20 protein-coding genes and 1 tRNA gene are annotated in these 24,576 nt (G+C 64.9%); 7 read left to right on the top strand and 14 right to left on the bottom strand.

The features are described 5' to 3' along the window. The first annotated feature begins 20 nt into the window (after positions 1 to 20). Positions 21 to 1,355, top strand: a complete 1,335-nt coding sequence (locus ACFB49_RS08630) for a hypothetical protein (protein ID WP_380878492.1) — start codon at positions 21 to 23, stop codon at positions 1,353 to 1,355. A gap of 100 nt (positions 1,356 to 1,455) precedes the next feature. Here ACFB49_RS08630 and ACFB49_RS08625 read toward each other — a convergent pair. The 3 genes from ACFB49_RS08625 to ACFB49_RS08615 form a co-directional block, all read right to left on the bottom strand. Then, a tRNA-Glu gene (locus ACFB49_RS08625) sits at positions 1,456 to 1,531 on the bottom strand. Between the two features lie 149 nt (positions 1,532 to 1,680). Further along, complete coding sequence (locus tag ACFB49_RS08620; RefSeq protein ID WP_380878490.1) at positions 1,681 to 2,859, bottom strand: amidohydrolase family protein; 1,179 nt, start codon at positions 2,857 to 2,859, stop codon at positions 1,681 to 1,683. Continuing rightward, positions 2,856 to 4,307 (bottom strand): amidohydrolase family protein, encoded by a 1,452-nt coding sequence (locus ACFB49_RS08615; protein ID WP_380878487.1) that lies wholly within the window; start codon positions 4,305 to 4,307, stop codon positions 2,856 to 2,858. The genes ACFB49_RS08620 and ACFB49_RS08615 overlap by 4 nt, the downstream gene beginning before the upstream one ends. A 95-nt stretch (positions 4,308 to 4,402) precedes the next feature. On the opposite strand from ACFB49_RS08615, the gene ACFB49_RS08610 reads away from it, so the two are divergent. After that, positions 4,403 to 5,248 carry a LysR family transcriptional regulator gene (locus ACFB49_RS08610; protein WP_380878484.1) on the top strand — a complete coding sequence of 282 codons (846 nt, stop codon included), beginning with the start codon at positions 4,403 to 4,405 and terminating at the stop codon, positions 5,246 to 5,248. Here the strand turns inward: ACFB49_RS08610 and ACFB49_RS08605 are convergent. The 3 genes from ACFB49_RS08605 to ACFB49_RS08595 form a co-directional block, all read right to left on the bottom strand. Then, positions 5,229 to 6,593, bottom strand: coding sequence for an amidohydrolase (locus tag ACFB49_RS08605; RefSeq protein ID WP_380878481.1), 1,365 nt, complete (start codon positions 6,591 to 6,593; stop codon positions 5,229 to 5,231). The genes ACFB49_RS08610 and ACFB49_RS08605 overlap by 20 nt on opposite strands. 71 nt (positions 6,594 to 6,664) lie before the next feature. Then, complete coding sequence (locus ACFB49_RS08600; protein WP_380878478.1) at positions 6,665 to 8,899, bottom strand: putative bifunctional diguanylate cyclase/phosphodiesterase; 2,235 nt, start codon at positions 8,897 to 8,899, stop codon at positions 6,665 to 6,667. A 144-nt stretch (positions 8,900 to 9,043) separates the two neighbouring features. Then, positions 9,044 to 9,667 (bottom strand): hypothetical protein, encoded by a 624-nt coding sequence (locus tag ACFB49_RS08595; RefSeq protein ID WP_380878475.1) that lies wholly within the window; start codon positions 9,665 to 9,667, stop codon positions 9,044 to 9,046. A 320-nt stretch (positions 9,668 to 9,987) separates the two neighbouring features. Between ACFB49_RS08595 and ACFB49_RS08590 the strand changes: the two genes are divergently transcribed. From ACFB49_RS08590 to ACFB49_RS08570, 5 genes are all read left to right on the top strand, one after another. Then, on the top strand, positions 9,988 to 10,695 hold the full coding sequence (locus ACFB49_RS08590; RefSeq protein WP_380878473.1) for a response regulator transcription factor: 708 nt from the start codon (positions 9,988 to 9,990) through the stop codon (positions 10,693 to 10,695). 1 nt (position 10,696) lies between these two features. Next, positions 10,697 to 12,019, top strand: a complete 1,323-nt coding sequence (locus ACFB49_RS08585) for an ATP-binding protein (RefSeq protein WP_380878470.1) — start codon at positions 10,697 to 10,699, stop codon at positions 12,017 to 12,019. Positions 12,020 to 12,120: 101 nt separating this feature from the next. Then, a complete protein-coding gene (locus tag ACFB49_RS08580; RefSeq protein WP_380878467.1) occupies positions 12,121 to 12,816 on the top strand; it encodes a carbonic anhydrase in 696 nt (231 codons plus the stop codon). Positions 12,817 to 12,819: 3 nt separating this feature from the next. Further along, positions 12,820 to 14,337: a SulP family inorganic anion transporter gene (locus ACFB49_RS08575; protein WP_380878465.1), complete on the top strand. Its 1,518-nt coding sequence runs from the start codon at positions 12,820 to 12,822 to the stop codon at positions 14,335 to 14,337. Continuing rightward, on the top strand, positions 14,337 to 15,452 hold the full coding sequence (locus ACFB49_RS08570; RefSeq protein ID WP_380878462.1) for an aspartyl protease family protein: 1,116 nt from the start codon (positions 14,337 to 14,339) through the stop codon (positions 15,450 to 15,452). Before ACFB49_RS08575 ends, ACFB49_RS08570 begins: the two co-directional genes overlap by 1 nt. On the opposite strand, the gene ACFB49_RS08565 is transcribed toward ACFB49_RS08570, so the two are convergent. The 8 genes from ACFB49_RS08565 to ACFB49_RS08530 form a co-directional block, all read right to left on the bottom strand. Then, complete coding sequence (locus tag ACFB49_RS08565; RefSeq protein WP_380878459.1) at positions 15,449 to 16,051, bottom strand: hypothetical protein; 603 nt, start codon at positions 16,049 to 16,051, stop codon at positions 15,449 to 15,451. The genes ACFB49_RS08570 and ACFB49_RS08565 overlap by 4 nt on opposite strands. 269 nt (positions 16,052 to 16,320) lie before the next feature. Then, a complete protein-coding gene (locus tag ACFB49_RS08560) occupies positions 16,321 to 17,751 on the bottom strand; it encodes a sulfatase-like hydrolase/transferase (protein ID WP_380878456.1) in 1,431 nt (476 codons plus the stop codon). Further along, positions 17,691 to 17,990: a sulfatase-like hydrolase/transferase gene (locus ACFB49_RS08555; protein ID WP_380878453.1), complete on the bottom strand. Its 300-nt coding sequence runs from the start codon at positions 17,988 to 17,990 to the stop codon at positions 17,691 to 17,693. The genes ACFB49_RS08560 and ACFB49_RS08555 overlap by 61 nt, the downstream gene beginning before the upstream one ends. Positions 17,991 to 18,043: 53 nt before the next feature. Further along, a complete protein-coding gene (locus tag ACFB49_RS08550) occupies positions 18,044 to 18,979 on the bottom strand; it encodes a TauD/TfdA dioxygenase family protein (protein ID WP_380878450.1) in 936 nt (311 codons plus the stop codon). A 24-nt stretch (positions 18,980 to 19,003) separates the two neighbouring features. After that, entirely contained in the window at positions 19,004 to 19,879 is an 876-nt protein-coding gene (locus tag ACFB49_RS08545) for a TauD/TfdA dioxygenase family protein (RefSeq protein ID WP_380878447.1), read from the bottom strand. 13 nt (positions 19,880 to 19,892) lie between these two features. Next, positions 19,893 to 21,305: an MFS transporter gene (locus tag ACFB49_RS08540; RefSeq protein ID WP_380878444.1), complete on the bottom strand. Its 1,413-nt coding sequence runs from the start codon at positions 21,303 to 21,305 to the stop codon at positions 19,893 to 19,895. Positions 21,306 to 21,315: 10 nt separating this feature from the next. Beyond that, on the bottom strand, positions 21,316 to 23,709 hold the full coding sequence (locus tag ACFB49_RS08535) for a TonB-dependent receptor (protein ID WP_380878441.1): 2,394 nt from the start codon (positions 23,707 to 23,709) through the stop codon (positions 21,316 to 21,318). Positions 23,710 to 24,046: 337 nt separating this feature from the next. Beyond that, positions 24,047 to 24,439: a response regulator transcription factor gene (locus tag ACFB49_RS08530; protein WP_380878438.1), complete on the bottom strand. Its 393-nt coding sequence runs from the start codon at positions 24,437 to 24,439 to the stop codon at positions 24,047 to 24,049. Positions 24,440 to 24,576 lie beyond the last annotated feature (137 nt).

Raw genomic sequence — 24,576 nt, 5'->3', positions numbered from 1 at the left:
ACTCCGCACGGAGGGCGCCGATGAAGGGGTTTCTGCCGGAAACAAGCGCGCTCCTTGCCGCTCTTTGGGCTGCGCCGGTGTTGGCTCAGACCGCCGTGCCGGCTTCGGTTCAACTGCCGGAGCCGGAAGTGTTCGATCTCATCGGCTTGCAGGATGAGATCGACGCGCAGCGCAAGGTTATCGAGCAGCAGCGCCGCACGCTCGATGCCCAGGAAAAGCGCCTGGCCGCGATGGAGGAACTCCTGCTCGGCAGATTGCGCGCTACCGGGCTGCCGGGCGGTCAATCCGGCTCTCCTGTCCAGTCGGCACAGGCGGATCGCGCCAGCCCGCCGTCCTCCTCGGATACCATCTCCAAGGTTGGCGAAAAGCCAGCCCAGCCCAGCCCGCCCCAGGAGGTTGCGGTTCTTGCTGACAAAGGCAGCGTCCTTACGAAAGCCGGCCGGCTTACCGTCGAGCCGTCGGTCGAATATGGCCGGACGGACCGAAATCGCTTCGTGTTTCGCGGGATCGAAATTCCGCAATCGGTTTTGGTGGGCGTGTTCGACATCAACGAAAGCCGGCAGGATGTGCTGACCGTGGCGGGCGTCGCGCGGTTCGGGCTGACCAATCGCCTGGAAATCGGCGTGCGCGTACCCTGGATATATCGCGAGGACGCATTCGTGCTGGTGCCCCTCGTGCAGAATCCGCCCCAATCGGGCGCCGGCACGATCAATCGTTCCGCTTCGGGCTCGGGCATCGGCGATGTGGAATTCCAGGCCCGCTATCTGCTGACCGACGGCACCAATGGGTGGCCGTTCCTTACCGCCGATCTTCAGGTCACCGCGCCGACCGGCACGAGCCCGTTCAAGGTCTCGCGCGACGTGCTCGGCAACGCGACCGAGAGTGCGACGGGCTTCGGCTTCTGGGGTGTTTCACCAAGCATAACCACGCTGGTGCCCACCGATCCGGCGACCTTGTTCGCCGTGCTGGGCTATAATTTCAACTTTGGCGACGATGTCGACGAGCGGGTGAGCGACGCACAGATCGATCATGTCAATCCCGGCGACGGCCCCAATCTGACCGCGGGTCTCGGCCTGGGCCTCAATGAACACACATCGATAAGCTTCGCTTACGCCCATAACTGGATATTCTCGACCAAGAGCGTTGTGCGGCCGATTACGGTAAGGAACGGCATCCAGATCTTGGGCGATCCGATAACGAGCAAAACCCGCGATCTTCAGATCGGGCGCTTCCTGTTCGGCATCAGCTATCGCATCAATAGCACCACGATGATCAACTGGACGGTGGAACTCGGCGCCACCGATGATGCGACCGACCTGCGCACCACGCTTCGCATTCCGCTGACCATCAATTGAACGGGCAAAATCGCGGGCGAACCAGCTTTTGGCACCTGATGTGATTGAAGTTGCCCGCCAACCGGCGCGATGCAGAAGGTGCCACATTTCTGCTGGATGCTGGTGACCCCTACGGGACTCGAACCCGTGTTTTCGCCGTGAGAGGGCGACGTCCTAGACCGCTAGACGAAGGGGCCGTTTGCAGCGGAGCGGCGTCCTTATGGGGCGCGGCTTTTCAAGTCAAGCATGGGATCGGTGCCATGGCCTCGCAGGATCATTTCTGCGCGAGGAGCGGCCTGCGTGCGTCGGCGGGCGCGCTCCGGCACGACGGCGGCTCTCCTGGACATTAGCCCGCCGTCGCGGCGTCGAATATCTCGCCCTGATGGACGATGATGCGGGACGCGGGGACTTCAGCGACCGCCGCGGCGGCATTTTCGGCCTGGATCGCGACGAAGGTGGCGGGATTGCCGGCGGCGAGGCCATAATCGTCGAGGCCGATCATCTCGGCGCCGGCATGGGTGGCCATGTCGAGCGCGATGCCCAGTTCGGCGTCGGTGTAGAAGCCGGAGCGATAGCCGATCAGCATGGCGCGCTGGAGCATGTCGCCATTGCCATAGGGCCACCACGCATCGCGGATATTGTCATTGCCGGAAAAGACCCGGACACCCGCCGCGCGCAGCCGGAGGATCGGGGGAAAGGCGCGGTCGCCGGGCGCGTTGGTCATGATCGCGACGCCGGCGCGGGCGAGCGTGGCGGCGGTGCGATCGACCACATCGGGCGCGACGTCGCCGAGCGCATAAGCATGGCTGATGGTGACGCGGCCGCCTAAGCCGAGCACGCGGGTCCGTTCGGCGATGCGATCGAGCTGGGCGATACCGTCGAGGCCGGGTTCGTGGAGATGGATGTCCACCTTCACGCCATGGCGCTCCGCGATCCCGAATACGACGTCGAGATGGCCGTCGGCATCGCCGTCCATCGCGCTCGGATCGATCCCGCCGATCACATCGGCGCCTTCGCGGATCGCGGCATCGAGGATGTCAGCGGTGCCGGGGGCGCTGAGGATGCCGGCCTGGGGGAAGGCGACAAGCTCTACCGCGACGCGGCCGCGCCACTGTTCGCGCGCTTCCATCACCGCATGGAGATTGGAGAGGCCGGTGGTCGCGTCGACATCGACATGGCTGCGCATCGCCACCGTGCCGAAGCCGGCGGCGCGCGCGATCAGGGCCGAGGCGCGTTCGGCGATGGGCCGGGCTTCCGCCAGCATCGCTTTCTCCGCGGCCAGCCGGTCGCGCAAGGTCGCGGCTGGGACATGCGGGCGCCAGCGATCGCCGACGAAGCTCTTGTCGAGATGGATATGGCCGTCGACGAAGCCGGGCAGCACCACGCGGCCGCCGAGATCGATCGTCTCGCGTGCCTGCTCCGCCGGATCGGCATCGCCGATGCGTGCGATCCGGCCGTTGGCGATGGCGATGACAGCGCTGCTGCCGTCGGCGAGCCGGGCGTTGGTGAAGAGACGGTCGATCATTGCGGGGCGGCGGCGTTCCAGGTGGCGACCTTGGCGCGGGTGTCTGCGAGCATCGCGTCGAGCGCTGCGCGATCCTGCGCCTGGCCGCGCAGCACGACCATGTTGATGGCGCGGGTCGCTGCGATGTCGGCCAGCGGGTTGGCGTCGAGCAGCACGATATCGGCGGCCTTGCCGGCAGCCAGCGATCCGTAGCGATCGAGCTTGCCGAACCAGGCCGGCCCGGCGCGCGTGGCGGCGGCCAGCGCCTGCGGCGGGGTGAGCCCCTTCTGAACAAACAAGGTCATTTCGTCATGCAGGCCGATGCCGGGATAGTTGAACGAGTTGAGGAAGCCCGCGTCGGTGCCCGCGATGATCGGCACACCGGCCTTCGCGAGCATCGGCAGGACCGCGGCGATGCGATCGAAGGCGACGTGACGTTCGGCGATCTGCTCGGGCGTCGCCTTGGCCGCGCGCTCGATCCGCCAGTCATAGGTCTTGCGGAGCTTGGGGCCGATATAAGCGAGATAGGGATCGTTGGCGTGCGTATCGCTGTCGAGCCAGGCGAGAATGCGGCTGCCGTTGAGTGTCGGCGTGACTGACAGGCCCTGTGCCGCGAAGTGGCGATAGGCGGCCATCGCCGTCTTTTCGTCGAAGCTGGCGGCGAGGCGGCGGTTGGCTTCCGCCCGGTCGATCCGCTTGGCGGCGAAATCGGCGGCGATGGCAGCTTCCTGTGTGGAGCCGGCATGATAGGCATAATCGAGATGCTCGATCGAGCTGAGGCCGGCATCGACGGCCTGGCCGACCGTGATCGCCATCGGGATATGGCCCGAGCTGCGCAGGCCGAGCGCCTTCGCGTGGGATACGGCGTAGAGGAAGAGTTGCGGATCGAGCGTGCTGTCCGTGATCTTCACGAAATCGACGTTGAGGCCCTTGAGCTTGGCGAGTGCGGCGTCGACATCGGCCTCGGACCCGGTTTCGAGCGTGCCCTTCCATACTGGCTTCAGCCCTTCGATCTTCGGGCCGGAGGTGAGCAGGGTGGGGCCGAACAAAGTGCCGCTGGCGATCTCGCTCCGCCAATCGAGCACCTGATAGGGGAGATCGCCGGCGCAATCGCGGATCGTGGTGATGCCGTGCGCCACATAGAGCGGCAGCAGCGCCTTATTCTCCTCGATCAGATCCGGCCCGCCGCCGAAATGGACGTGCATGTCCCAGAGGCCGGGGATGGCGAAGCGGTGGTTCGCGTCGATCGTCCGGCCGGCGCGCCAGGCCTTGGCGATCGCTTTGTCGGCGCCGACCGCGACGATATCGCCGCCACGCGTGACGATCGCCTGATCGCGGAGCGTGCGGGCGTGTTCGACATCGACGATGGTCGCGTGGCGGATGATCAGGTCCGCATCGGCCGGCGCGGCGCGGGTGGGCGCGGCGAGGACCAACAGGCTGGCAAGGGCGAAGGAAAGCGATTTCAGCATCGGGCGCTCCGGGATGGACCGCCCAAAGCTACGTCTGCGCATGATCATTCACAAATTAGATGTTATAATCATCATCATTCACTATCTGGATCATTATGCTCGATCCTCGCTTGCTCCGCAGTTTCGTCGCCGTCGCCGACAGCGGGAATTTCACCCATGCGGCGCGGCGGCTCAACATGACGCAGTCGACGATCAGTCAGCAGATCGGGCGGCTGGAGATGGCGGTGGGTTGTCCGCTGATCGACCGCCACGCCCGGCCGGTGCGGCCGACCGCAGAGGGAGAGCGGCTGCTGGGCCATGCCCGGCGCATCCTGGCTTTGCAGGACGAAGCGGAACTGCTGATGCGCGATCCGGCGGGGACGGCGGCGATCCGCATCGGCCTGCCCGAAGACCTGGCGACCGCGGAAATGGCGCAGGGCTTTGCGCGTTTCGCCGGCGAATGGCCGGCCTTCCGGCTGGATGTGACGACGGGGCTGAGCCGCGATCTTGCCACCCGCTATCGGGATGGGGAGTTCGACATCATTGTCGTGAAGGAGGCTTTCGCCCGGCCCGACAGCCGCGCCGCTTTCCCCGAACCCCTGGGATGGTTCGCGGGCGGACCGGAAATGGCGGCGCGCGATCCGCTGCCGCTCGTCACCTTCCCGCCCGGCGGACTGTATCGGGATGCCATGTTCGAGCGGCTCGATGAAGAGCGGCGGCGCTGGTATGTCGCTTTCTCGGGCGGCAGCCTGCAGAGCGTGTTGAAGGCGGTCGAGGCGGGGCTGGGCCTGACCTTGCTGCCGATCGCGGCCGCGGGCGGGCATGGCGTCGTCAACTGCGCGGATTTCGGAGCGACGCCGCCGATGGTGATTTCGCTCTATGTCCGCGAGGCGCAGGGCGCCGTCGCCGAGTTGGGGGAGATGATCCGCGACGTGCTGAATGTCAGGGGTGCGGCGGACTGACGCTGTCATAGGCACTACGCACATCATCGAGAAGTTTCTTCAATCCCGCGGCGTCGCGCCATTTGCCCGCCGCCATCACGCCCACGGGTTTCCGCAAGGTCTGCAAGCCATCAAGCGGGTTGGCGTTCGACAGGATCAGATCGGCGCGCTGCCCGACGGCGACCTGGCCGAAAGGCTTGCCGCCCTTGGTGCGCTGGATGAAGTCGCCCGGCGCGCTGGTGGCCGCCGTCAGCGCCTTGAAGCGGCTGAGGCCGGCGGCTTCGAGCGCGTCGAGTTCGTCATGCATGGACAGGCCGGGGAAGAGGCCGGGGATGGTGGGGGCATCGGTGCCGGCGATCAGCCGTACGTCCGCGTCGGCCATCGCCTTCACCATCTGTTGCAGGAAGGCGAACTTGGCCTGAAGCTTGGCCGTCTTGTTGAAATAACCGCTGTTGCGCCATGCCAGCCGGTCCTGCGGCGAGAGCCAGGCGATCTCGGGCCGCGCCATGATCGGTTCCAGCGCTTCGGGATGGCCGAACAAGGCGGTGATCGTGCCGAAGGTCAGCGGGTCCGCGGTGACGGTCGCATCATATTGGCGGACGAGCCTGACCGCATCGGCGATGCGCGCCGTGGCGGGCGGCGTATCGGATTCCTCGACGCCCGGCGGGGTGAAGTAGGAATAAAAGAATTCCTCGCTATGCGCGATCATCACCTGGCCGGCGGCAAGCTGCTTGTCGATGCGGACGGCATAGACGCCATGGCCGACCAGCGGGATGTGCTGAAGCTTCGCTTCGTCCGCCAGCGCCGCATAGACGTCCGGCGTCAGGCCGACATAGACCTTGATGAAATCATAGCCGTTGGTCTTGGCGAGGCCGACGATCGCGCGGGCCTCCGCGGGCGTCTTGATGACGAAGCCGTTATAGGCCGGCGTCCCATCAACCAGGAAGCCGGTATAGACATGCGGTGACGGGATCTTGCCGGCATTGGCTTCGGGCACGACCGTATCGACGAAACCGGCGCGCGCCCCGCCCATGTGCAGCACGGTGGTGACGCCATGCGCGAGATAGACGGCGAGATCGTTGCGGCTGTCCGAATGGACATGCATGTCGGCAAGGCCGGGCGAGAGAAAGGCGCTGCGGTGGCCGTCGATCACCGTCGCGCCGGCAGGAACAGCTATCGTAGGGCCGATCGCCGAGATGCTGTCGCCGGTGACGATGACGGTCTGGTCGCGAAGCACGCGATCGCTGTCCATTGGCAGCACGTTCACGTGGACGAAGGCCGTGACGGCGGGAGCCGAGGTTTGAGCGGGCAGGGCGGATGGCAGCAGCAGTGCCGCCGCCAGGGCCAGAAATTTCCAGTGCCGCATGTCCGCTCCCGGCCAATTCATAGGGCTTTACAGGATATTGCGGATTTCGCGGCTTATCCAGCCGCAGCGCTTCATTTCCAGAGCGCGACGCCCTTGCCCATCTGTGCGCGCAGCGGCCGCTCGGCTTCGGCCTCGTTGACGATGCTCTGCAGCCGGGCGACGGCATCGAGAAGCGGCAGCGGTTTGGAGATATAGAAGCCCTGGACATGGCTGCAGCCCCAGGCGCGAAGTGCCGCGACATCGCCCGGATCCTCCACGCCTTCGGCCACCACCTCGATGCCAAGCTTGCGGCCGATATCGATCACGCCCTTCACCAATGTCGAATTGCGTTCCAGCTGGATCTTGCCGCCGCGCAGGAAGCTCTGGTCGAGCTTGAGGCGGTCGATGATGAAGTCGCCCAGATAGGAAAGCGATGAATAGCCGGTGCCGAAATCGTCGAGGGCGAGCTTGTAGCCGCGCTCCTTCAATCCTTCGAGCACCGCGCGCACGTCCTCGGTCGAGTTGAGGAGGATGCCTTCGGTGATCTCGAACATGATCGAGGAGGGTTCGATCGCGAATTCGTTCTGCGCGATGTCGAGTGCGCTGAGCAGCCCCGGATTCTGGATCTGCAGCGGCGACAGGTTGATCGACGTGCTGACGCCCGGCCACTGGAGGGAGTCCTCGAAGCCGCGGCGGATGATCCATTCGCCGAGATTGGGCATCAACCCCAGCCGTTCGACGATGGGGATGAAGATGTCGGGGGTGAGGGTGCGATCCGATTTGCAGCGGATCAGCGCCTCCATGCTCGTCGGCTGATCGTTCGCGAGCGAGACGATCGGCTGATAATGGAGCTCGAAATCGAGATTATAGACCGCGGCGGCGACGCGATGGTCCAATTGCTGAGCCTCCGCGACTTTCTGGCCCAGGCCGTGCTCGTAGACGACATATCGGCCCTTGCCGTTGGACTTGGCCTCATAGAGCGCGATATCGGCGTTGCGCATCAGTTCGACGCCGCTGCCGCCATGTTCGGGCGACAAGGCGATGCCGGCCGAAAGGCTGAGCGGAAGGGCCGCGGATTCCGCGCGGAACATGCGGCCGATCAACGCTTCGATCTTGCTGCCGAGGACATGCGGATCGCGATCCGGGCCTTCGTCGATAAGCGCGAACTCGTCGGCGCCGATGCGGGCGACGAGATAGTGGCTGTCGGAAAACTCCTCCGAAAGCTGGCCAGCGAACCAGCGGATCAAATCGTCGCCAACGCCGTGGCCCAGGCTATCGTTGACCACCTTGAAATCGTCGACGTCGACAAAGGCGATCTGGCAGGGCTTCGCGCCGACGAGCATGTTCAGCCGGTGCAGAAAGCGGCGTCGATTGGGAAGATTGGAAAGCTCGTCATTATTGGCGAGATAATCGAGCCGCTGGCCGTTGAGGCGTGCGCGCCGGCGCAGCGAGCGGATCCGCATCGACCAGGCACCGAGCAGCACGCTCAGGATCGTCGCGATCGCGAGAATGGCAGGCAGTACGCCGTACAGCAGCGCGTCGCCGGGGCGGCTCGGCGTCCAGACCAGGCGTTCGATCGGTTTGCCGTCGTCGGCGCTGAGGACGAAGCTGTCCTTGCCGCGCGGTACTTCGGCGGACAATGGCATCGCCTTGATGCCGCCGAGGGCGAGCACGCTATCGAACATCTCCAGCCTGCGTTCGCCGATCGGCACGAAGGCCGTGAGCACATAGGCATCGGGGCCGGTGCCGGTCGTCACCGATGCGACGACCGTCGCTTCGTTCTGGATATTGAGGACATGGGTGTCTGCCCGTTGATCGGGCTCGAGGCCGATCTTCTCCACGCCATAAGCGAGCGCGGACGTATCCCGTTCTTTCAGGCCGTGCGGTTCGCCGGTTCGCGCGGCGTTGATCGTGTCGGCCGCCTGATAGTGGAGCACATCGGCATCGCCTGGGGTAAGCAGGCGTCCGTATTCGTAGGCGTAGACCGGCCCCTGCCGGTTGGTGACAAGGACGGCGCGGTGGCCGAACGCCTCCGCCTGGACGGTGCCGAATTCGCGATCGAGCCATTCCTTCGATCCGGCGGCGTCGATGCCGTTCAGATGGTGGATGAGTTCGGGGCTCTGCGCGGAGGAACGGAGGTTGCGGACAGCGGTGATCGCCGCGTGAGAGAATGCGTTGCGGATCAGGCTCGCCTGTTGCTCGCGCGCGAACCGGTTCATTTCCTTGCCGGCATGCCAGGCGATGGCCGCACCGACGCCGCTGGTCGCGATGACCAGCGAGGCGCACGACACCCATCGCCTGCTCATGGACTGCAATCGGCTCAGCATGCGAGGACTCCAACGCGCTTTCTTGGCGCGTCGCGGTTCGCATTCGCTTGGACGCCCTTATATTTTTAGGACGCTTTCAGGCTTCTCCAAACCGACATGCAACAACCGCAGCCGCAAAAGCGCGACTGCGGTGAGCATTGGCCCTTATCGGCTGGCCTGACGCGACGTGCGGGCGCGGTAATCGGCGACCGCCATCAGCAAACCTTCGGCTTCCGCCGGGGACAGGGTGGCGCGGAGATCTTCGACCTTGTCCGACTTGAACTTATAGTCCCAACCGCCGCTGCGGCCGGCGATCGACTTCAGCAAATTCTCGTCGACCTTGAACACGATGTTCTTCGTCAGCGAGCAATCGCCGTTGAAATCGCTGTTGGGGCAGATGTCGTCGCCATGATTGGCCTGATCGACCTTGCGGGCGACGAGATTGCCATCGGCGCCTTCGAACTGGACGGCGCCATAGGTGCGGCGCGAGCCGAGATAGCGGACGAACTGATGAACTTCATATTCGGTCGCGCCCGAACGCTTGTCGATGCGGGCGACCAGATGATTGTCGCCCCAGGACGTTCCGGTCATCTTCTGCGACTTGCGGAAGCCCTCGCGCGTCGAGATCATCGCGTGGAATTCCAGATTATCGTCCTCAACGATGGCCGCCTTGCGGAAATCCGCGGCCTCCATCTTGGCGAGTTTCGTCGGCAGGGTGGGACCGTTCGCCACCGCGGGCGCGGCAAGGCAGGCGGTGACCAAGGCGAGGGCGTAAATGTGGCGGCGCAACATCAATCTCCATCCGTGCGGCCGGTCGAAGGGGTGGTGTTGGTTTGCCCCTTCTATGGCAATATCATTGGGAGAATGAGCTAATGACGACGGAATGCCTGGACCTTTCCAGATCGATACGAAATGTGTCTGGAAGTGTAACTTAGAGTATCATGAATATTTCAGAATATTTCATTGCAGTGTATGCGATGTGACAAATTGTTTCTCTGCCGGTGGCGTGGCTATATATTGCGTTGAATGAGCATTTGCGTCGTTGACGAGACATGATCAGCCCCTACTTGGCGGTGCATGCTTTCACAGTTCATTAGTATCCGCCCCAGATGACCGCGCCTTCCATCCTCCTGGTCGAGGACGATCCGCCCCTTCGAACCCTCACTGCGCGTGCGCTGCAAGAAAATGGCTATGTCGTGCGCCCCGCTGCCACTGCGCCGGAAATGTGGGCGACCTTCGACGCCGGGCCGATCGACCTGATCCTGCTCGACATCATGCTACCCGGCACCAGCGGCATCGACCTCTGCCAGGCGATCCGTCGGCGCAGCGAGGTGCCGATCATCTTCATCAGCGCCAAGGGCAGCGAGACCGATCGCGTGGTCGGGCTGGAACTGGGCGCGGACGATTATCTGCCCAAGCCTTTCTCTTCGCGGGAACTCGTCGCCCGCGTCCGTGCGGTGCTGCGCCGTGGCGGTTCGGAGAAGCGGCGCATGACGCCTTCGAGCCGAGCCGAGTTCGACGGCTGGACCGTCGATTTCTCGCGGCGCGAACTTTATTCGCCGAGCGGCGCGCTCGTCTCGCTGACCGGTGCGGAATTCGATCTGCTGTCGAGCTTTCTGGGGCATCCGCAGCGCGTGATCGCGCGGGAGCGATTGATCGAGCTTTCGCGGGCACGGATCGGCGATTCCTCGGATCGCAGCATCGACGTGCTGGTGAGCCGCCTACGCCGCAAGCTGACCGCGGGCGACAAGGCGGCGCCGATCATCACGGTGCGCGGCGTTGGCTACATGCTGAATACCCCGGTCACGCGAAGCTGAGGTGCTGACCCGTCCGTCGCTCGGCCTGCTCGGAAGAATCGTCGCAATCATCCTGCTGACGGTGACGATCGAGTTCGCCGCGAGCACCTTGCTCTACGAACGCGCGGGCGAGTTTTCGATCAAGGAGGACGAGGCCCGCCGCCTCGCCGAACATCTCGTGATCGTGCAGCGACTGATCGGTGACCGGCCGCCGGCCGAGCGCCCGATGATCGCGCGCTATCTGTCGACCGACCGTTACAGCGTCCACTGGCAGCGCGAGGTGCCGGGCCCGCGACCATTGGCGGCCGAATTGGGCAACATGCGCGATCAGGTCGTCGAGTGGGAACCGAAGCTCGCCGATGGGGAATTGCATCTGCAACTCGCTTCGCCGGGACGTCATGACATCGTCGTGGGTGAGTTGGCGCTGCCGGACGGCACCTGGATCCATTTCAAGATGCACGGGCTGGTGACGGGGTGGGGGCTTCAGCTCAACCGTATCATCCTGGCGCTGGTGCCGGCGATCGCGCTGGCGGTGCTGGGCGGTCTGCTCGTGCGGATGACCTTGCGGCCGCTCAAGACGCTGGGCGAAGCGGCCAAGCGCATCGGCCAGGGCGAGCGTGTCGACGTGCGCGAGGAGGGGCCGCGCGAGGTGCGCAACCTGATCCGCGCCTTCAACCGGATGCAGGACCAGATCAACCGCATGATGACGGACCGCACCCAGGCGCTCGCCGCGGTGGGGCATGACTTGCGCACGCCACTCGCGCGGCTGCAGTTGCGGATCGACGGATCATCGGATCGCGACCTTCAAGAAACATCCGAAGCGGATATCGGCGAGATGGAGGAGATGATTTCCTCCGTCCTCGCTTATCTCGCCGGGGATGCCGACCCGGAGACACCCGTCCGCATCGACGTGGCGGTGCTGATCGCGACCCTGGTCGACGATTTCACCGATCATGGCCATGCCATCAGCTATCAGGGGCCGGACCATCTGGAAGCGACGCTGCGGGCCAACGGCTTCAAGCGAGCGATCAGCAATCTTATCGAGAACGCCCTTCGTTATGGCGACACGGCCGACGTGATCGTCGTCGACTGGCCCGGCAGCATCGCGGTGCGGGTCGAGGATAACGGACCGGGCATCCCGCCCGAGGCGCTGGCGGACGTGCTAAAGCCCTTCATCCGGCTCGATTCGGCGCGTAGCCGCAACACCAAGGGGCTTGGCCTTGGGCTCGCCGTGGTGTCGCAGATGGTGGAGCGGGAGGGCGGCACGCTGCGTCTTGCCAACCGCGCGCAAGGCGGTTTGCGGGCGGAAATCCTGATTTCGAAACAGCCTGTCAGACAGCAATAATTCCTTACGACGGCGCTGCGCCGCAGCAACGCCGCTTCCCTAATTCCTAGCTGATACAGGGCGGGTGTTTTTCCCCGCCCTCCAGCAAAGGAGGAAGCGGAATGAACGAGCTCATCGGGCGCGTCTTCCATTTCGAGAAGCAAGTTTTCCCAGACCAGATCGACCTTTATTCGAAGCTGGCGAGCGACGGGCAGAGCCCCAAGGCGCTGATGATTTCCTGCGCGGATTCCCGCATCGTGCCGGAACATATCATGCAGGCGCAGCCGGGCGACCTGTTCGTCTGCCGCAATGCGGGAAACATCGTCCCGCCGTTCGCGACGGCCAATGGCGGCGTTTCGTCGACCGTCGAATATGCCGTGATGGCGCTCGGCGTGCGCGACATTATCGTCTGCGGCCATTCGGACTGCGGGGCGATGAAGGCGCTGGTCCACCCGGAAGGGCTGGAGCGGATGCCGAACGTCAGCGCCTGGCTGCGCCATTCGCACGCCGCCCAGCGCGTTGCCGCCGAAAGCTATCCGGAAGCAGCGCCGGAGGATCGCGTGCGGATCGTGGCGCTCGAGAATATCGTCGCGCAGATCGCGCATCTGCGCACTCACCCGTCGGTAGCCTCCGGCATTGCCCGTGGCGAAATTGCCCTGCACGGCTGGTTCGTCGACATCCATGCCGGCGCGATCCTGGGCCTTGACGGCGAAACCGGTCGGTTCTTGCCGCTGCGCGATGATCGCCCGCTCCCCGTCGCGTTGCAGGCGGCTCCGCGCCGTGCCGCGGACACCTATCCGCTCCAAGCCGCGGAGTAAGCGATGAGCAGCCCCCCGGTTCCTGCAAACTGGCTGGCGCGGGATTTCACCGCGTCGATCGTCGTCTTCCTCGTGGCGATGCCACTCTGCATGGGCATTGCCGTCGCATCCGGCGTGCCCCCGGAAAAGGGGCTGATCACCGGCATCATCGGCGGTGTCGTGGTGGGCCTGCTCGCCGGTTCGCCGCTACAGGTCAGCGGCCCCGCCGCGGGCCTCGCGGTGATCGTGTTCGAGATCGTCCAGCAGCACGGCCTGTCCGCACTCGGCCCGATCCTGATCATCGCCGGCGCGATCCAGGTGGTCGCGGGCATCTTCAGGCTTGGCGGATGGTTTCGCGCGATCTCGCCTGCGGTGGTCCATGGCATGCTGGCGGGCATCGGCCTGCTGATCGTGCTTGGCCAGTTCCACGTGCTGTTCGACGCGAAGCCGCTCGCCAATGGCCTTGAAAACCTTATCGCGATCCCCGGCCGCGTCCTCGGCCTGTGGCCGGCTGACGGGCATCCGGCTATCCCGGCGCTGGCGATCGGCCTGCTTTCGATCGGCGGAACCTTGCTGTGGGAAAAACTGCGTCCGGGTTCGCTGCGGCTGGTTCCCGGTGCCCTCGTCGGCGTGGTTGCGGCGACGCTGGCGGCCTATTTCACCGGGCTCGATGTGGCGCGTGTCGACGTGCCGGAATCGATCATGGGCGCGATCGCGGTGCCCACCGGCGAACAAATGGGCGCGATGGCAAACCCGGCGATCCTGGTGACGGCGCTCGCCATCGCCTTCATCGCCAGTGCCGAGACATTGCTTTCGGCCGCCGCGGTCGACCGCATGCACGATGGCCCGCGGACCGACTATAACAAGGAGCTCCGCGCCCAGGGCGTCGGCAACCTGCTGTGCGGCGCCGCCGGCGCGCTACCGATGACCGGCGTGATCGTGCGCAGCTCCGCCAACGTGCAGGCCGGCGCGGTCACGCGCATGTCGGCGGTGATGCACGGCGTCTGGATCCTCGCGCTGGTTGCGGCTCTGCCCTGGCTGTTGCGCGAGATCCCGATGGCGGCGCTTGGCGGCATCCTCGTCGTCACCGGCTGGCGCCTCGTCAGTCTCCAGCATGTCCGTCACCTGCTGCATGCCCATGGCCCGCTGCCGGCGGTGATCTGGGCGGCGACCCTGGTGATGGTGGTGGCGACGGACCTCCTGACCGGCGTGCTCGTGGGCCTTGGCCTGTCGCTGATCGAGATCGTGCCGAACCTCCGTCGCCTGAAGCTGGGCGTCGAGAAGAACCATGAGGACGAGCCGGTTTCCGAACTGAAGCTGGATGGCGTGGCGAGCTTCGTGTCGCTGCCCAAATTGTCTTCGGCGCTCGATAGCCTGCCGGCCGACAGGCCGATCCGGATGGACGTCACCGGACTGCGCTCGATCGACCATACCTGCGCGGAGATGCTTGCCGAATGGTGGCAGCGCCAGCGCGCCCGCGGCACTACGCTGGAGATCAGCGGTGCCCAAGGGCGATTGGCCAAGCTGCTCGCCGCGCACTGATGCAAGTCTCCTTCTCGATATCGCTTCCCCCCGCCGTTCCCGTCGGCAAGGCGACCAGTAGCGTCGCCTTCGCCGGCGGGGACGATCGCCCCCTGCAAATCCCGATCACGGTGGACGGCCATGCGGCCTGCGCCGTGCTCGATACCGGGGCGACACGAACGGTCGTCGATCGCGGCTTTGCCGAGCGCCATGGCCTGATCGGCCGTGGCCTTTCGGTCATCACCGGGCTGACGGCGCAGGTGGGGGGAGCGGTGACGCGGCCAGTGCGGATCAAGGTCGGCGATGTCGGGCTGGGGCCAAAGACCGGCGTGGTCACCGATCTTGGCCGGATGGCGCAGGCCGCGCGCACCGATGTAGATGTCGTGCTGGGGCATGACCTGTTTCTCGACCAGCGCGTCGAATTCGATTTCGCCGCCGGGCGCCTGCTGCTGTCGCGGCAGCCTTTCGCGGCCGATACGGATTGCCTGGCGCTGGAACGGATCGATCATCGGTTGTTCGCGATCGAGGCGCATATCGCACCCGAAATCACGACGGCGGCCGTCGTCGATCTCGGCAGCATGTTGCCGCTTTACGCCTCGGCCGATTTCGTGCGTGCGCATGGATTGTTCGAGGGGCGCCGGGTGGCGACCTCGATCAGTCTGGGGGTGGAAGGCGTATCGGTCGTCCAGACGGTGCGGCTGCCCTGGCTGAAGCTGGGGGATGCGATGTTCCGCGATGTTCCGCTCGCCGTGCCGGACAGTTGGGCCTTGGGGGCGCCAGTTGTCATCGGGCTGCCGATCTGGTCGCGCTTCCGTCTCGGGCTGGATATGGGGCGGCGGCAGATCCGGTTGGCGGCGGTGCATGATCTGGCTGGTCCGTTCCCGCGCGACCGATCGGGCCTGTCGGTGGTGGCGGAGGGCGATCGGCTGAAGATACTCCATGTCTCACCGGCAAGCCCGGCCGATGATGCCGGGCTGAAGGCGGGCGACGCGATCCTTGGCGTCAACGGCCAGCGCATCGACACCGACTTCCTCGCCGCCCATCGCAACATGGGCAAGAAAGCCGCCGGCACCCGCTATGTTCTGGATATAGAGGGCGGCGAACAGGCGGCTTTGGTGCTGCGGGATTATTTTTAGGGCTGGCTCACCACCACATATTGGACAGTGTTCCCGGCATATTGCGGTTGATACCAAACCGACCCGCACTGCGAGTAGGTGATATTGTTGACGACCGTCGTCGAACAGCCCGAGGGGAGGGCGGTGACGACGGTTCCCGGCGTCACTATAACGGTCGTGCTGCTGCTATTATTGTTGTTGGCAACGGCAGCCCCGACCACCGCGCCGGTGACGGCGCCAACCGCCAGCCCGACGCCGAAATCATGGTCGTCGTCCCAGTCATTGCCGTAGCAGCAGCCTCCGCCACCATGAACATTGACGTTGCGGTTGACGTTGACGTTCGTGTTCCGGTTGACGTTGGTGTTGCGGTTGACGTTGCGATTGGCCGTTGAGCTGTGATTGACGCTGGAGCGGGAGGAATCGCGGACCTGCATCTGGTTCGCCCGGCCGCTTACGGCACGACCGCCGGCAGCATGCCCCCCGCCACCGGCCGCGGGCCGCGCCGCATGTCCGCCGCCGCCGGCCGGGCGGTGCTGCGCGGCGGCGGGCATCAGGGGCACAAGCGTTGCACCGATCAGCGCGAGCGTGGCAGTGGCGGCAATCGAAAGCTGCGTGGTCATTTTTTTCACTCCCGCGGCAACGGCCGCACTGGTTCGACCTCAACTCGGGACGCTGCATTCAAGCCCGGCGAGCCGACAATAACTATCGGGAGGATTTGGGAGATGATGACGGGAAATACCCCGAGAAGATCGCCGACCATCAACGGAAGGGCTAATAGGCCGGCGACAGGCGCCCTGGCGAACCCATGGCACTCTATCGCTCAGGCAGCACTGGCGGTGTTGGGCATCATTATCCAATAGGCTTTCATGACTGGTTCGAGGAGACGCCGTCAGGTGGCGGCTTCCAGCGCCTCGGCATTGAAGACGTGCTGCCGGGTCCAGGCGCTCGGATCGGCATCGAAGATGCTGATCGCTTCCTCGACGACGCCCGTTTCCGCGACATAGCGATCCCATAGAGCCAGCAACTCGGCGAGCTTGGCGGGATAAGCGTTGGCCAAGTCGTCAATCTCGCCGGGATCGAGCGCCAGATCATAAAGCTGCCAGCGCGATCGCCCGTGCGCATCCGGCACATAGACCGCCTTCCAATGATCGCGCCGGATCGCACGGCGACCGAACAATTCCCAGCCCGTGCTGGTGCCCGGCGGATGGATGCGATCGGCCTTGCCGTGCAGCCAGTTCGCCAGCGAACGCCCGCGCAGGCCCGCGATCTCGCGATCCCGGTATCGCGTGCCGGGGTGGGCGACGCCGGCGAGTTCCAGGAAGGTCGGGGCCACGTCCATCGCGGTCGCGAACTCGCCTGAAATCTGGCCGGCGCGCTGCCCGCCGGGGTAGCGGATGAAGGCTGGCACGCGGATGCCGCCTTCCGTCGTATAGGTCTTCACCAGCCGCGACGGCGCGGTCGATGCCTGCGCCCAGCGGGGGCCGTACCAGATGTAGGAACCCGGCCGCCCGGCATTTTCCAGGCTGTTGTCGCAATGCTCCGCGATCAGCTTGGCGAAGACCGGGCCGATGATCGGCATGGCCTCGACGATCGCGCCCTCGGCGCCATTGTCCGACAGGAACAGGATCACCGTATTGTCGAACTGGCCCGTGCGTTTCAGCCACTGGACGACGCGGCCGACATTCTGGTCGATCCGGTCGACCATCGCCGCATAGACCTCCATCGCGCGGGCGGAAGCGGCGCGGTCCTCGTCGCTCAGTTCGTCCCACTCGGGTGCGTCGGTGACGACCGGGTGCGCCTCCACATCGAGCGCGACCAGCCCAAGTTCCTTCAGCCGCGCCAGCCGGCGCTCGCGCACCGCATCCGGGCCGTCATCATAACGGCCCTTATATTTGGCGATCTCGGCATCGGGCGCCTGCAATGGCCAGTGGGGCGCGGAGAAGGGCAGGTAAGCGAGGAACGGCCGATCATCGCTCGCGCCTTCCTCCAGGAAATCGATCAGGCGCGTTGTGAAATAGTCGGTCGAATAGAAATCGTCGGGCAATTCGGTGACGAAGCGGTCATCCTCGATATAGATGGGTCCGCGCGAGATAGTGCGATCGAGCGGGCTGCTGCCGAAATGATCCGCGCCGCCCGGCAGCAGCGCGAAGGACCGTTCGAACCCGCGCGCGATCGGCGCCGTCGCCAGCGTATCGCCCAGATGCCATTTGCCGGAGATCAGCGTGCGATAACCCGCGTCGCGCAGCAGTTCGGGGAAAGTCACCACCCGATCGTTGAGATAGCCCTCATAGCCCGGTGGCCGATCGAAATTAGGCCGCACCCCTCCACCATCGATCCCAGCCCGGCGATATGATGGTCGGTGCCCGACAGCAGCATCGCCCGCGTCGGCGAGCAGGCCGGGGCCGAGTGGAAATCGGTCAACCGCACGCCGGCAAAAGCCAGCGCATCGAGATGCGGCGTCTCAATCTCCGACCCGAAGGCGCCGATGTCGGAAAAGCCCATATCGTCGACCAGAATGACCAGGAAGTTCGGGCGCTTGCTTTCGCTATTGGCTGTCATGTCGCATCCTTTCCAAAGGTCGGGGCACCCTCGGTACGGCGCCCCACGGCGCCTCATTCGGCGGCTTGGGCCAAAGGTTCGGGTTTCAGCAGGCGGCTTTCCTGGCCATCGATGCCAACGGGCACGCTACCGGCGATCGTGGCGCGGCGCAGGTGGCGGCGCTGCAGGCCAAAATCCGCGATCGCGCGATGTTGCGTGGCGCGATTGTCCCAGATCGCCACGTCGCCCTTGCGCCAGCGCCAGCGGACGGTGTTTTCCGGCTTGGTCGCATGGTCCTGCAGGATCGCGAACAGCCGCTGCGAGTGGGCACTGTTGAAGCCGACGAAATGCTTGATGAAATGGCCCAGTAGCAACGTCCGCTCACCGCTTTCCGGGTGGACGCGGACCACCGGATGCTCGGTTTCATAGACGGTCGAGGCGAAGATCGAGCGATGGCGTTCAGCCGCATCCTTGGGCGCGTTCGCGAGGACGGCCGCATAGTCGTAGAGATTGGTGTGGACCGCGCGGAGCCCGTCCACCAGCGTCCTCAGCGCCTCGGGCAGATCCTCATAGGCCGTCGCGGTGTTCGCCCACAGCGTATCGCCCCCCGCTTCCCGGATCACGATCGCGCGCAGGATCGACGCTTCGGGATAGGCCGGCACGAAGGTCACGTCGGTATGCCAGCTCGATGCGGCATAGCCTTCGCGGGAATCGAGTTCGAGCAGGAAGCGCGATCCTTCGGCCACGGGCACCGTCGGGTGGGCGACCGGCTTGCCCAGCCGTTCGGCAAAGGCTTCCTGGCGGGCATCGTCGAGTTCGAACTGATCGCGGAAGAAGATCACCTTGTGGCGCACGAGCGCCGCGCGGATCGCCGCGACGGTGGCGTCATCCAGATCGCCCGACAAGGCGACGCCGCGGATTTCGGCGCCGATCCGTCCGGCGACGGGGACGATATCGAGCGCGCTGTCGACTTCACGGGCATTGACGAAACGCTGATGAATGGCGGTCATGGCAAGTCTCCTTGAAAATCGGGGTCAGCGGGTCTGGGAAGGGCCGATCGGGCGGTCGCCGATGATCGTCACGCGCTCCATGTGGCGCGGTTCATTGTAATCGGGCACCGCGTAATGCTGGGTCGCACGATTGTCCCAGAAGGCGACGGAATTGGGCCGCCAGCTCCACCGCACCTGGAATTCCGGCCGCTTGAACTGGTTGAACAGAAGCGCCAGCAACCGGCCGCTCTCTTCCGGCTCCAGCCCCTTGATGCGGCGGGTGAAGACCGAATTGACGTAGAGCACCTTTTCGCCCGTTTCCGGATGGAGGCGCACCACGGGATGCTCGACCTCGGGATATTGAGCGCGCAGCGCCTCCTTCTTCTCCTCGCTGTCGAGGAACTGGATGAAGACGCTGGGATCGTGGATCGCGGTCAGCCCGTCGATTCGCGCGCGCACCGCCTCGTCCAGCGATTCATAGGCCGCGACGGCGTTGGCGAAGACGGTATCTCCGCCCAGCGACGGCGATACCAGCGCGCGCAGGATGGATGCGGCCGACGGATCGGGCCGGAAGGTCGTGTCGGCGTGCCAGTTGCTGTCCGGCGAGGCACGATATTTGCCGATGAAATCGCGCGAGATCAGCGGCAGGATCTGCGGATAATCCGGCAGCGAGAAGACGGGGTGAACCTCCAGCTCGCCAAAGGCCGCGCCGAAGGCGATCTGCTGTTCGCGCGTGATGTCCTGATCGCGGAAGAAGAGGACGCGATAGTGCAGCAGGGCCGCCTGAAGCGCGCCAAGGCGGTGGTCGTCCAGCGGATCGGCCAGGTCGATACCGCTGATCTCGGCGCCGAGGCTGGGCTGGAGCGGGCGGATGTCGAACAGGCTTTCTGCTTCCTTGAGCTCGATTACGGGAAGGGTCATGGCGTGGTTCCTCTCAAAGAATATGGGCGTCTGGGGTGGCATCGCGCTGGTCGAGCGATGCGCGAATGCGGGCATGGGCGGCGGCGTCCAGCGGGAAGCCGTGGACCAAAGCAGCGGAGACGAGGTGGGCGAGCGCCGGGCCGAGCGCGAAGACGAACAGCAGCCCCTTGAGCGCGTCCGGGGAATTGGTGGACGAAGCCGGATCGAAACCGAGCCACGCCACCAGCGGCAGGGCAATGCCGACCGCCGCGGCCATCGCCGCCTTCATCGAAATGCTGAACACCGAATAGAACAAAGCGGTGCGATCCTCGCCGGTCGCAAGGCGATGCTCGTCAGCGACATCCGCCACCATCGAACGGAGCATCAGATTGCCCGAACCCTGGGCGAAACCCTGCGCCACTGTGAGCGCGATCAGCAGCCCGAGCTGGCCGGGCACGACGAACAGCAGGCCAAGGTTGATGGCGACCTGCACCAGTTCCCCGGTAACGGCGGCGCGATGCTTGCCGAGGCGGTAGCCGATCTTCATCCAGATCGGCCCGGCGCTGATGCCGAAGATGAACTGCAGCAGGAAGAGCCCGCTGGCCCAATGCGGCAGGCCCATATAGGCGCTGACGAAGAAGACGAAGAGCGTGCCGCGGATATTCTGGCCGAGCGTCACCGCGAAATCCGACGCCAATATCCGCATCAACAAGCGGTTGGACGCGACCAGCCGCACCGCCTGGCCGAACGGCAGGCGCTGCGGCGGAACTTCGGGCAATGGCGGCTCGGGAAAGGCGCGGAGCGTCAGGAACAGCGACGGGACCAGGGTGATCAGCAGCAGGCCGCCCATCACGCCCAGCTTGAGCGGGCCATCGCCCGGCCGGAACTGATCGACCAGTGTCGGCAGCACCAGCACCAGCAGCAATGCGGCAGAGCCGACGACGAGCTGGTAGGTCGCGACCCGCGTCCGCTCATTATAGTCGCGCGATATTTCCCCGGACCAGGCAAGGAACGGGATCTGGATCATCGACCAGCCGAGGTAGAAGGCGAACAGGACGAGGCCGAGATAGAGCGGCGTCACGCCCCACACGGGGAAGAAGAGCAGGAGCGCCGACAGACCGAACACCGCGCCACCCGCGGCGATCCAGGTGCGGCGGCGGCCGAAGCGGTTGCGCGTGCGATCGCTCAGCGATCCGATGATCGGATCGGCGATCGCGCCCCAGATCTTCTCGATCAGGAAGATGGTGCCGAGCACTGCCAGCGGCACGCCATAATGCTGCGCAAGGATGGCGGGCAGATAGACGTTGAGCGGCATTTGCGCGGCGGCGACGGGTAGCGCCACGGCGGAGAAAGCCAGCAGTCTGCCGGCCGGTAACCGATCCGGCGGGGTAGTGGCCGCCGCCGCCCCGGTATCGCGCCATATGTCGCTATTGATGGCAGTCGCCATGGTCCACCTCCTAGAAGCTGGTGCGGAGCGTCGCGCCGACGGTGCGGGGATCACCCGTCAGGCCGGTGACAAGGCCGGTATTGGTCGGGGTGAGCGTCTGGAAATAATCCTTGTCGAAGAGGTTCTTGGTCCAGAAGGACAGATCCCAGCGACTATCCTCGCTACGAACCCCGAAGCGCAGATTGACGAGGCCGTAGCCGTCGACCTTCGAGAAGCGCGAGTTGCTGACCGCGGTGTAGAAGGACGACCGGTGCGAAAAATCGACATGGCCGTAGAGCTGGACCGATCCGATCGGCTGGGCGACGTCCGCGCCCAGTGCGTAGGTGAACTTCGGCACGCCCGCGAGCGGCTGGCCGGATAGATCTGCGACGGCAAGACCACTTTCCACCGGGGCGGGGCCGTTGGGATAATCGCGATATTCGGCGTCGGTGTAGGCCGCGGATGCGGCGAAGCTGATCAGCTCGTTCGGGGCATAGGCCGCGTCCGCCTCGAAGCCGCGTGAGCGGACCTTGCCGGCGTTTGCGATATATTGGACGAAGGTCACCGACGACGGCAGCATTTCGAGGATCGCCGTCTGGTAATTGCCGACATCGGTCCAGAACGCGGCCAGGTTCAGTGTCACTTGGCGGTCGAGAAACTCGCTCTTGATGCCGATCTCGTAATTGTCGACCTTCTCGGGCTTCACGGTTTTCGGCACGCCCGCCGGCAGGGCGGCCAGGTTCAGCCCGCCCGATTTGTTGCCGCGCGAGTAGGTGGCGTAACCCAGCACGTCGGGCGCGATCTTGTAGGCAATGTTGATCGTGCCGGAGAGGCTGTCGTCCTTGCGCTTCGCCGTATAGTTCGTCGCCGGGCCAAAGCTATTGCGGATCTGCTGGGCCGCGGCGGCCAGCGCCGGGGGCAGGGTGCTCAGATCCGCCCCTTCCTGCACCTGGGTGTAGGTGCCGGTCTTGTCCTCATGCGTGAAGCGCAGGCCGGCCGTGACGCTCAGCGCATCCGTGGCGTTCCACGTCCCTTGTGCGAAGGCGGCATAGCTCTTGGTCTGCGGCGTCGATGTCGATCGCGCGACGAAGCCGTTGAGCGCGGCATTGCCAAGCACGGCGGGAACAGCGGGCAGGAACCAGTTGGGCGCCGCCGGGCCGTAGCCGGTTGCACCATAACCGTTCACCGTCTGGTTGAAATAATAAAGGCCCGCCACATAATCGACGACATTCTCACCCGTCGAAGCGACGCGGAATTCCTGGCTGAACTGGCGCTGGCGATTGGCCTGCTCGGCCAGCGTGATGACCGGCAGGCCGATGGAATCGCCGTCATTGGCGGGGTTCCAGTGCCAGCGGCGATAGGCGGTGATGCTCGTCAGTGCGACGGGGCCGAGATCCCAATCGACCTGGCCGGAAAATCCATAGCCATACATGTCGGCGTGGAAGTCGGAGTCGGCATCGGTCTGGCGCGCGAACGGGTCGGTGGGCAGCGGCGTGTAGCCGGCGCGGCTCACGCGATCGACGAAGTTGTTGGGGATGGGCGTCCCATTGTCATAGGTCGTAAAGACATCCGCGATCACGCCGATGCAGCAGTTAAGCCGCTGGCGCGAAAAATCGGCGATCAGGCGGATCGAAAGCGCCTCGGTGGGTGTCGCCAGAAGCTGGCCGCGGACCGAGAAATTGTCATAATCCTGCGCCTTGCGGCCGGTCCGGACATTGTCGAGGAAGCCGTCGCGGTGGGTGTCGGCGATGCTCAGGCGGAAGGCCAATTTGTCGTCGATTAGCGGTGCCGATGCCGATCCGCGGACCTGATGATAGCCGTAATTGCCAAGGCTCACCTCGCCCGAAAATTCCGGCGTGAAGCTGGGCGCGCGGCTGGTGATGTTGATCGCGCCCGCGGTCGTGTTCTTCCCGAACAGCGTGCCCTGTGGCCCGCGCAGCACCTCGATGCGGTCGAGGTCGACAAGGTCGAACTGCGATGTGCCGACGCGGCCGTAATAGACCTGGTCGACATAGACGCCGACGCCATTTTCCAGCCCGTCATTGGTGAGCGCGACATTGCTGCCGAGGCCGCGGATGTTGATGTTGGTGTTGCGCGGATTGAAGCTGAAGACCTGCAGGCTGGGCACGAGTTGCTGCACCTGGCTGATCGTGAAGGTGCCGGAGCGTTCCAACGTGTCCGCGCCAATGGCGTTGAGCGCGATCGGCACGTCCTGCGCGCGCTCCTCGCGGCGGCGGGCTGTTACCAGGATCTCGCTGGCGGCGAGCAGTTCCGAGCCACCCGCTTCCGCGGGAGCCGCCTCGGCTTCCGCCGGCGCGGTGACTTCCTCGGCATGGGCTGGCGATGTTGCGATCAGCGCGAGCGCGGTCGCGCTTACCGAAATATGGACCCCCAATTTCGTCTTGTAGTCACGTCGAATAGGCATGCGTGTTCGTCCCCCACGGCGCCTTTGACGGGCAGCCGCTTCCATTCGCGCACGCCCATAGGCGCGCACGATCGTGCGTTCTTGATCTGGTCGGTCAGTCGGCCGTCAGGCCGTCAGTTGGTCGGGATTGGATCGTGCCGTCGCATATAGTCTCCTCGCATTCGCGGGATCACGACGTCCGGTTGAGCGGGCCGAACCTTCGTGCGCTTTAGCCGTTGATTACGCGGAGCAAGCTGCTTCCCATCAAAAGCCGCGGGCCTATCTGACGGACATACGTGCCCGCCCGGCGACAGCCACTCGCCGAGACCCGCCAGCGCCTTCGCCAGTGAATGCATGTTTAGTCTACTAATGTGGTAGTGATTCCAATATAGTTTTGTTTGGGTAGTCCAAAGGAGTGGAGTGGAAGGCGCCAAAGCCGGATCAGACGGTGCGGCAGCATCGAGCGGGTGACGACTCGCCCGGCATTGCGCGCCAGGCATTCGAGGATGCGGAATTCCCGATTGGTGAGGTCGATGCGGTTGCCGCCGCGCGTGGCACTGCGCCCCAGCAGATCGATATCGAGATTGCCGACCGCCAGCTTCGCCTCTTCGGCGACCACAGGGCAGCGGCGGGCGATGACTTCGACACGGGCCAGCAGTTCGGCAAGCGAATACGGCTTGGCGAGATAATCGTCACCGCCCGCTCGAAGGCCCTTCACCCGTTCGTCGACGGCTTCGTCATCTTGCGCCACTTATGTGCTTTTCTTGGATGAGACGACCTTGATCGATCGCTTCTATTTTGCGGCGGGCTGCGGCAGTGTAGACCTTATCGAAACGGGAACAGGCCGCTGACGGTGCCGGCTGCACCGCCAAAGGCCGTTGGGGGGAA

Source organism: Sphingomonas sp. DBB INV C78, assembly GCF_042693015.1.
Lineage (GTDB): Bacteria > Pseudomonadota > Alphaproteobacteria > Sphingomonadales > Sphingomonadaceae > Sphingomonas_E.
This window is presented reverse-complemented; position numbering and strand designations above follow the sequence as displayed.